The 9065-nt window shown below is 72.4% G+C and carries 8 protein-coding genes; 3 read left to right on the forward strand and 5 right to left on the reverse strand.

Translation table 11 applies throughout. The features are described 5' to 3' along the window. Positions 1 to 46 precede the first annotated feature (46 nt). Together AB0469_RS37725 and AB0469_RS37730 are read left to right on the forward strand one after the other, a co-directional pair. Positions 47 to 988, forward strand: a complete 942-nt coding sequence (locus AB0469_RS37725; RefSeq protein ID WP_366456097.1) for an RluA family pseudouridine synthase — start codon at positions 47 to 49, stop codon at positions 986 to 988. A 65-nt stretch (positions 989 to 1053) separates the two neighbouring features. Beyond that, positions 1054 to 2646 (forward strand): Na+/H+ antiporter, encoded by a 1593-nt coding sequence (locus AB0469_RS37730; protein ID WP_366456098.1) that lies wholly within the window; start codon positions 1054 to 1056, stop codon positions 2644 to 2646. 7 nt (positions 2647 to 2653) lie between these two features. Here the strand turns inward: AB0469_RS37730 and AB0469_RS37735 are convergent, their stop codons facing one another. Beyond that, a complete protein-coding gene (locus tag AB0469_RS37735; protein WP_366456105.1) occupies positions 2654 to 3691 on the reverse strand; it encodes a mechanosensitive ion channel domain-containing protein in 1038 nt (345 codons plus the stop codon). 65 nt (positions 3692 to 3756) lie between these two features. Here AB0469_RS37735 and AB0469_RS37740 point away from each other — a divergent pair, with 65 nt between their 5' ends. Then, positions 3757 to 4335 carry a dienelactone hydrolase family protein gene (locus tag AB0469_RS37740; RefSeq protein ID WP_366456099.1) on the forward strand — a complete coding sequence of 193 codons (579 nt, stop codon included), beginning with the start codon at positions 3757 to 3759 and terminating at the stop codon, positions 4333 to 4335. A 63-nt stretch (positions 4336 to 4398) separates the two neighbouring features. Here the strand turns inward: AB0469_RS37740 and AB0469_RS37745 are convergent, their stop codons facing one another. The 4 genes from AB0469_RS37745 to AB0469_RS37760 all read right to left on the reverse strand — a co-directional run bounded on the left by AB0469_RS37745 (position 4399) and on the right by AB0469_RS37760 (position 8933). Next, positions 4399 to 5361, reverse strand: coding sequence for a zinc metalloprotease (locus AB0469_RS37745; protein ID WP_366456106.1), 963 nt, complete (start codon positions 5359 to 5361; stop codon positions 4399 to 4401). Positions 5362 to 5593: 232 nt separating this feature from the next. Then, positions 5594 to 7273 carry an alkaline phosphatase D family protein gene (locus AB0469_RS37750; RefSeq protein WP_366456101.1) on the reverse strand — a complete coding sequence of 560 codons (1680 nt, stop codon included), beginning with the start codon at positions 7271 to 7273 and terminating at the stop codon, positions 5594 to 5596. Positions 7274 to 7401: 128 nt separating this feature from the next. Beyond that, positions 7402 to 8196, reverse strand: a complete 795-nt coding sequence (locus AB0469_RS37755; RefSeq protein ID WP_366456102.1) for a DsbA family protein — start codon at positions 8194 to 8196, stop codon at positions 7402 to 7404. A gap of 47 nt (positions 8197 to 8243) precedes the next feature. Next, positions 8244 to 8933 (reverse strand): hypothetical protein, encoded by a 690-nt coding sequence (locus AB0469_RS37760; protein WP_366456103.1) that lies wholly within the window; start codon positions 8931 to 8933, stop codon positions 8244 to 8246. Positions 8934 to 9065 lie beyond the last annotated feature (132 nt).

Genomic DNA, 9065 nt, shown 5'->3' on the forward strand with positions numbered 1-9065 from the left:
GGCTCGTGCGGGAATGGTCTTCCGCCGAGTCCTGCATACTCGACGGGTGAGTACGATTCCCGAGATCCGCACCCTGCCCGTTCCCGATGGCCTGGAAGGCGAGCGCGTCGACGCCGCCATCGCCCGTATGTTCGGTTTTTCCCGGACGAAGGCGGCCGAACTGGCCTCGGAGGGGAAGGTCTCGGTCGACGGCAGTGTCGTCGGCAAGTCCGAGCGCGTCCACGGCGGCGCCTGGCTCGAGGTCGAGATGCCCGCCCCGCCGCGGCCGGTCGAGCTGGTGGCCGAGCCGGTCCCGGGCATGGAGATCATCCACGACGACGACGACATCGTGGTCATCATGAAGCCGGTGGGCGTCGCGGCCCACCCGAGCCCCGGCTGGACCGGCACCACCGTCATCGGCGGCCTCGCCGCGGCCGGCTACCGGATCTCCACCTCGGGCGCGTCCGAGCGCCAGGGCATCGTGCACCGCCTCGACGTCGGCACGTCCGGCCTGATGGCCGTGGCCAAGTCGGAGCGCGCGTACACCTCCCTCAAGAACCAGTTCCGCGAGCGCGTCGTGGACAAGCGCTACCACGCGCTGGTCCAGGGCCACCCGGACCCCATGAGCGGCACCATCGACGCGCCGATCGGGCGGCACCCGAACGCGGACTACAAGTGGGCGGTGACCCAGGACGGCAAGGCCTCGGTCACGCACTACGACCTGATCGAGGCGTTCCGGGCGGCGTCGCTGCTGGACATCAAGCTGGAAACGGGGCGCACGCACCAGATCCGCGTGCACATGTCCGCGCACCGGCACCCGTGCGTGGGCGACCTGACCTACGGGGCCGACCCGACCGTCGCCAAGCGCCTGGGCCTCACCCGCCAGTGGCTGCACGCCGTGCGGCTGGGCTTCGAGCACCCGGCCGACGGCCAGTGGGTGGAGTTCGAGAGCGGCTACCCGGCCGACCTCCAGCACGCCCTGGACGTGATCCGGGCCGAGAGCCAGTAGGCGGTCCTGCGGGGCGGGGGCCCAAATCCCCGGGTGCGGCGCGGCCTCCTGGCAGGGTGTAGCGGGTGGATCAGCTCGCTCTGCTCTTCGTGCTGCTGCTCGGGGCCGTCGTCACCGTCCCGCTCGGGGACCGGCTGGGGCTGCCCGCCCCCGTGCTGATGACCCTCGGCGGGGTCGTGCTGGCGCTGGTGCCGGCCGTGCCCAACGTGGACATCCCGCCCGAGTACATCCTCCCCCTGCTGCTGCCGCCCCTGCTGTACGCCTCCGCGCAGCGCACCTCCTGGCGGCAGTTCGCGGCCAATGTCCGGCCGATCCTGCTGCTGGCCGTGGCCCTGGTCTTCGTGACCACCGCCGCAGTGGCCGCCGTCGCGAACGCGGTGGTCCCCGGGCTACCCGTCGCGGCGGCCGTCGCGCTCGGCGCGCTCGTCGCTCCGCCCGACCCCGTCGCGGCCACCGCCGTGGCCGGGTCGCTCGGGCTGCCGCGCCGGATGGTGTCCATCTTGGAGGGCGAGGGGCTCTTCAACGACGTCACCGCCATCGTCCTCTACCACGTAGCCATCGCCGCCGCGGTCAGCGGCAGCTTCTCCTGGCCCGCCGCGCTCGGGGAGTTCGTCCTGTCCGCGGTGGTCGCCGTGGCCGTCGGGCTCGCGCTCGGCTGGGCCACGAACCGCCTGATGGACCGGCTCGGCGACGCCACCCTCCAGATCGGGCTGACGCTGCTGGTGCCGTTCGTCTCGTACGTGGTGGCCGAGGAGCTCCAGGGGTCGGGGGTGCTGGCCGTGCTGACCACCGCCCTGTTCCTCGCCGAGTACGCCACCGACGCCGACGACGTGCTGGGGCGCCTGGCCGGGCACACCTTCTGGGAGGTCATCGACGTCCTCGTCACCGGCGTGGCCTTCGGGCTGATCGGGCTGGAGCTGCACAACGTCTTCGGCGTCGCGAAGGGCCGCGAGTGGCAGATGGCCGGCTGGGCGGCCGCCGTGGTCGTGGTGGTGGTCGCCGTGCGGCTGGCGTGGCTGCTGCCGGCGGGCTGGCTGGCGAAGAAGCTCCACGGGCGGCGCGACTACGACGAGGAGATCCCGCTGAGCTGGCGGGAGAGCGTGGTGATGTGGTGGGCGGGGATGCGCGGGGTGGCCTCGGTGGCGCTGGCCCTGGCCATTCCGCTCAGGACGGACGCCGGGGACCCCTTCCCCGACCGGGACGAGATCATCTTCACCGCCTTCGCCGTGATCATGGCGACCCTGGTGTTCCAGGGGCTGACCCTGCCCTGGCTGGTGCGGCGCCTGGGGGTCGAGGCGGACACGGACGCCGAACGGGACACCGAGCGGGCGCTCGCGCTGCGCGCGGCGAAGGCGGCGAAGCGGCGGCTCAGGGAGATCGAGGTGGTCGAGGAGCTCCCTGAGGACCTGGTCGAGATCCTGTACCGGCGCGCGTACGACGTGGGGGCGAGGATCAGCCCCGACCTGGTCGACGAGGAGCGGCGCGAGGCGTACGCGAAGCGGGTGGAGCGGATCCGGCAGGTCCAGCGGATCCAGCGGGAGATGATGTCCGCCGCCCGCCACGAGGTGCTCTCGGCCCGCAGCGAGCCGGGGGCCGACCCGGAGATCGTCGACCGCGTGCTGCGGCACCTGGACGTCCGCAGCCTGCGGAGCGCCTAGACACGGACTAGTCGCGCGGGGCGGCCTCCGGGGCGGTGACGCGGGGGAGGGTGTGCGGGTGCTCGGCCGCCAGCCAGGCGATCAGCTGCTCGCGGACCGCGCAGCGCAGGGTCCACAGGTCGCCGGCGTCCTTCGCGGTGACCACGGCGCGGACCACGATCGTGCTGGGTGTGGTGTCCGTCACGGCCAGGCCGCCGGTGCGGCCGTCCCATTCGGGGAGGTCCTTGAGGACCTCCGCGAGCTTGTCCCGCATCAGGGCGACCGGAGCCGAGTGGTCGAGGTGCCACAGGACCGTCCCGGTCATCTGGGAGCCCCCGCGGGACCAGTTCTCGTACGGCTTGCTCGTGAAGTACGAGACCGGCATCGTGATGCGGCGCTCGTCCCAGGTGCGGACCACGAGGAAGGTCAGGGTGATCTCCTCGACGGTGCCCCACTCCTTGTCCACGACCACCGTGTCCCCGATGCGCACGGTGTCGCCGAAGGCGATCTGCAGCCCGGCGAAGAGGTTGCCGAGGGAGGCCTGGGCGGCGATGCCGGCCACGATGCCGAGGACGCCGGCCGAGGCCAGCACCGAGGCGCCGAGGGTGCGCATCGCCGGGAAGGTCAGCAGCATCGCGGCGGCGGCCACCACGACGGCCACGGCGGTCAGCGCCCGCTGGATCAGCGCGACCTGGGTGCGCACCCGCCGCACCCGCGCGTCGTCCGGCGCCGAGGCGGCGTAGCGGGCGTACGCGGAGTCGACGACCGCGGTGGCGATGCGGACGAGCAGCCAGGCCGTCGAGGCGATCTGCACCAGGGTCAGGACGTGGCCCACGGCGCCCGCGTGGGCGGGCAGGACGTGCGCCGGCCGGTACGCGGCCTGGACCGCGGCCGTGGCGAGGACGAGCCGGAAGGGCGGGACGCAGCGGCGCAGCAGCCCCCACAGCGGGGTCTCGGAATGCCGGGCGTCCGCCCGGCGCAGCAGCAGGTCGAGGAGCCGGCCGGCGAGCAGGGTGAGGAGCAGTGCGGCGCAGACGACGGCGGCGGGACGCAGGACGTTCTCCATCTCCATGGGGGAGAACCTATCCACCGGGCGCCGCCGGACTCCTCCCTCCGCCGGGCAATGGCACGATGGGACACATGAACATCATGCTCTTCCACTCGACGTACGGGCTGCGGCCCGCGGTGCACGCGGCGGCCGACCGGCTGCGCGCCGCCGGACACCGGGTCCAGGTGCCCGACCTCTTCGAGGGCCGTACGTTCGAGACGTTCGAGGAGGGCGTGGCCCACCTGGAGGAGGTGGGCCGCGACGAGCTGCTCAAGCGGGCGGTGCTGGCCTCGGCGCCCTTCTCCGACCAGGGCCTGGTCTACGCCGGTTTCGACTTCGGCGGTTCCGTCGCCCAGCACCTGGCGCTGGCCGACGACAAGGCGCGCGGGCTGCTGCTCCTGCACGGCACGGCGGACCTGGAGGACGGCGCCTCGGCCGACGAGCTGCCGGTGCAGCTGCACATGGCGGACCCGGACCCCTTCGAGACGCACGACTGGCTGACCGCCTGGTACCTGAGGATGCGGCGGGCCGGGGCCGACGTGGAGATCCACAGCTACCCGGGTGCCGGGCACCTGTTCACGGACCCCGACCTGGACGACTACGACGCGGACGCCGCCGGGGAGGTCTGGCGGATCGCGCTGGCGTTCCTCGACAGCCTGTAGGGGACGCGGACGGGGCCCGGCGCCGAGCGCCGGGCCCCGTCGTGTGCGGAGCGGTGCGCGCGATCAGACGCGGTAGGCGCTCCACATGCTCTTCATGCGCGACACCTGACCGGCGGTGAACTGGTACATGCAGGAGTCGTACGTGTAGTCCATGAAGTTGTGGATCGGGTCCACACCGGCCTTGGTGGTGCAGGAGTCACGGCCGGTCGGGCACTCGAAGGCCGCGCTCTTCTCGGCCGGGGTGTCGGCGACGGAGTCGCCGCTGCCCGAGCAGCCGCCCTGGAAGGTGTGGTACAGGCCCATCCAGTGGCCGACCTCGTGGGTGGCGGTGTCGCCCTCGTTGTAGTTGGCGGAGGAGCCGCCGGGCAGCGAGGAGTTGAGGATGACCACGCCGTCCATCTTCGGGGCGGAGGCGTAGGAGCTCGGGAAGGTCGCCCAGCCGAGGAGGCCGCCGCCGAGGTTGGCGGTGTAGAGGTTGAGCGCGTTCTTGCCGCCCTTGCGCAGGGCGTTCTTCATGTCCGTCTCGGCCTGGGTGCCGTCGGAGACGTTGTACCAGGTGGCGTTGTCGGTGTAGTCCGTGCCGGCCAGGGAGAACTGGAAGCCGGAGTCGACGTTGCCGTTGCCCTTGCCGCTGTAGGCGGCGTTCAGGACGTTGATCTGGTTGGTGATGTCCGTGGCGGTCAGCTTGCCCTGGGTGCCGTTCGTGATCACGTGGACGTACACCGGGATGGTGGTGGCGGCCGCCACGGAGGCGACGCCCTCGCGGGCGCCGAAGACCTGCTGCGGCGACAGCTGCATCTGGCTGAGCTTCTTCGTCAGGTCCGCGTCCATGGCCTTGGTCTGGGCCTCGGACAGCTCGTTGGGCTCGGCCGCGTGGTTGTCCTTGGGCTTCGCGACACGGGCGTTGGCAGGGGCGGAGCCCTGCTCGGCACAGGCCTCGGCGCCGGTCTTGGGGGCCGCGGCGACGGAGGTGGGGGCCGTCAGCGGGGCGAACGCCAGGGTGGAGGCCAGGACGGCCGTACCCATGAGGCGGCGGCGGAGAAGGGGGGATATGCGGGCAGCAGCGCGCACGGTGACTCCTCGGCAAGCGTGGTGGGGGGTGAGGTATTTCCTCACGCTGGCCGGAAGTTTATGTGTGCATGTCATTCACTTCGCAAGTACCCGGAAGTTAAAGATTTGTTGCCTGGGGTACATCCGGGGCTCCTGGTCTGCACCAGGAGCCCCGTCGCACAACAGATTTGACGGTTCGTCAGGAAGATCAGCGGACGGGCTGGTCGACCCGCTCCACCTTCTGCGTGCCGTTCAGGGTGCGGTACGAACGGGCCCAGGACGAGGTCGCGTCCTGGCGCCGCTTGTCCGAGACCACGTAGTAGTCCATCTGCGAGCGCTCGGCCGTCACGTCCAGCACGCCGTAGCCGTGCGAGTCCATGTCCAGCCACTTCACGTGCCAGTTCGCGGCCTTGATGGCCGATTCCGCCACCAGGGAGACCGTGTGCGGCAGCACGTGCAGCGTGTCGTCTATGTTGTCCGAGGTCACCGAGGTCACCACGAACTCGGTCGCCACCGTGCCCGAACCCGGGTACGTGGCCATGTTCACCGGGACGTCGTTCGCCCAGGCCATGTGGATGTCGCCGGTCAGGAACACCGCGTTCTTGATGTTCCGGTCCTTCAAGTGGCCCAGGAGCTCCTTGCGATCGTCCGTGTAGCCGTCCCACTGGTCGGTGTTGACCGCGAGCCCGCCCTCGGGCAGGCCCAGCAGGTGCGTCAGGGGCTGGAGCAGGTGCGCGGGCAGCGAGCCGAAGGCCACCGGTGAGATCATCACCGAGGTGCCGACCAGCTTCCAGGTGGCCGTGGAGCCCGCCAGGCCGGCCTTCAGCCAGTCCAGCTGCGCCCGCCCGGTGATGGTGCGCTCCGGGTCGTCCACCGCGCCGCTGCCGGCCTTGACCTGCTCCGAGCGGAAGGAGCGCAGGTCCAGCAGGTGCAGGTCGGCCAGGCTGCCGAAGCGCAGGCGACGGTACACGGTACCCGCGATGGAGGCGCGCACGGGCATCCACTCGAAGTACGCCTGCTTGGCGGCGGCCGCGCGGGCCGCCCAGTCGCCCTCGGTCGCCGGGGTGTGGTTGCCGGCGCCGCCGGACCAGGCGTTGTCGGCGAACTCGTGGTCGTCCCAGATGGCCACGATGGGGTGGGCCGCGTGCAGCGCCTGGGCGTCGCGGTCCGTCTTGTACTGGCCGTGCCGGGTGCGGTAGTCGGCCAGCGTGATGATCTCGTTCTTCGGCTCGTGCTGGCGCACGACGTACTTGGCCGCCGGGTACTCCCCGGTCTGGTACTCGTAGATGTAGTCGCCCAGGTGCAGGACCGCGTCGAGGTCGGTGCGGGCGGCCAGGTGCCGGTACGCCGAGAAGTAGCCGGACTCCCAGTTGGAGCAGGAGACCACGCCGAAGCGCACGCCGGCGGTGTTCGCTTCGGCCGCGGGGGCGGTCAGGGTGCGGGCGGCGGGGGAGACGGTGGCGCCGGCGGTGAAGCGGTACCAGTACGGGGTGTGCGGGCGCAGGCCGCGCACGTCCACCTTGACGGTGTGGTCGGAGGCGGCGCTCGCGGTGGCGGAGCCGCGCGCGACGACGCGGGAGAAGGCCTTGTCCTCGGCCACCTCCCAGCCCACCGCGGTGTCCGGGCCCAGGCCGGAGCCGGGGACGGCCTCGGGGGTGGGGGTGACGCGCGTCCACAGCAGGATGCCGTCGGGCAGCGGGTCGCCGGAGGCGACGCCGTGCAGGAAGGCGGGGGCGGACCCGGCGGCCCGGGCGGTGGTGGCGCCCAGCGCGATCGGCGCCAGGGCCGCCGTGGCGGCGGCGGCCAGGACGACCGTGCGGCGGCGCGGGTTCGCCGCGCCCGCGGCGGAGTCCGCCGCAGGGGAAAGGGGGGTGAGATGACTGGTCACGGGTGGTCATATTACTGATCGGTATGTGGCCGGGAACAGTCATTGAACGACAACGGGCGGGCGAACTTTGGGAGTTCGCCCGCCCGATATCGGCGGTAATGCGGCGGAAGGGCCCGCCTGGCGGCCGGTCAGCCCGCGAGCGCCTTGTCGATCGCGGCGGTGAAGGCCTCCGGGGTGGCCGGGGTGTCGATCTTCTTGCCGTCCATCTTCAGCGTCGGGGTGCCCGTCACGCCGGACTTGTCGAAGGCCTTCGACATGTCCATCGCCCACCGGTCGTAGGTGCCGTCCTCGACGGCCTTCTTGAACTCGGCGTTGCCCTTGAGGGCCGGGACGGTGTCCGCGACCTTCAGCAGGTAGTCGTCCTTGGCGAAGCTGTCGGTCCGCTCGTCGGGGTGCAGCGCCTTGGAGTAGAGGGCGGCCTTGTAGTCGAGGAAGGCCTGCGGGCTCACGTTCAGCGCCGCGCCCAGTGCGCTCAGCGCGTTCTTCGAGCCCTCGCCCTTGGCGCCGTTGTCGATGAAGGTGGCGCCGAAGTAGCGGAGCTTGAACTTGCCCGCGTCCACGTCCTTCTTGACCTGCTCGCCGACCGACTGCTCGAAGGCGGCGCACGCCGGGCAGCGGGGGTCCTCGTAGAGCTCCAGGGTCTTCTTCGCCTCGGGCTTGCCGATGACCACGGTCAGGCCGTCCTCGCCCTCGGTGTTCTTCGGCTTGACCAGCGTGGCCGTGGCGGCCTTGTCCCAGGGGCCGGGCTGGTTGGACTGCACGACCGCGTAGCCGACGCCGCCGGCCAGGGCGAGGGCGGCGACGACGCCGACGGCGACGAAGACCTGGCGGCGGGCCTTGTCCTTCTTCGCCTGCTTCTCGCGCTCGACGCGCAGCTTCTCGCGGGCGGCGGCCTTGTTCTGCTGGCTGTTGCGGGAACTCATGGTGATCTCCGTGGGAGGTGGGTGGGAGGGGACTGTCCTGCGTACGGTCAGGCGCTCGCGAGCGCCGTCCGTACGGGAGGTCCCCGCCGGCCCACGGAGTGCGCGGGGAAGCGGGTGCGGGCCGCCGCGCCGGGAAGCGGCGGGCGCAGCGCCCGCCGGGGCCGGCCGGGCCCGGCCGCCACCGAGGCGGCGGCCAGCAGCAGCGGCCGGAAGGCGAAGGCGGCCACGGCCCGCAGCAGCCGCACCAGGGCCCGCTCACCGCGGCGCAGCCAGGCGGCGGCGAGCAGCCCGACGCCGACGTGCGCGCCGAGCAGCAGCCAGGGCGTCCACGGCCCGGGGGCGGCCAGCAGCGCGGCCGGATCGCCGGCGGGCCCGGCCACCTCGGCCAGCCGCCCGCCCACCGGGTCCCCGCCGCACAGCCCGTCCAGGCCCAGCGCGTGCAGCGGCCCGGAGACCGGCCCGCCGGCGGGGCCGTAGCAGACGCGCTGCCCGGCGGTGAAGACCGTGTCGGCCCCCAGCTCCAGCGGGACCAGCAGTCCGGCGATCGGCCCGAAGCCCCGTTCGCGGCCGGCCAGGGCGTAGGCGATCGCGAAGACCCCGGCGAAGGCGCCGCCGATCAGCGCGGGCGGCAGCGGCACCCGGGACAGGAGCACGTGGGAGCCCGCCGAGAGCAGCACGACGAGCGCGCTGAACAGCGCGGCCCGCAGCCCCCGGATTCTCGCCCCTGATATGTCCATCGCCGCGAGTCTGCCATGACTTCCTGTGAGGGCGGGGCGACGGGGACCCGGTGGGCGGGCGGCTGGCCGAGGTGGCCGGGCCCGCCGGCGATCCGGCCGCGCTGCTGGCCGCCCCCGGGCCGTGGACGCCCT

Origin of the sequence: Streptomyces sp. NPDC093801 (assembly GCF_040701585.1) — a bacterium.
Lineage (GTDB): Bacteria > Actinomycetota > Actinomycetes > Streptomycetales > Streptomycetaceae > Streptomyces.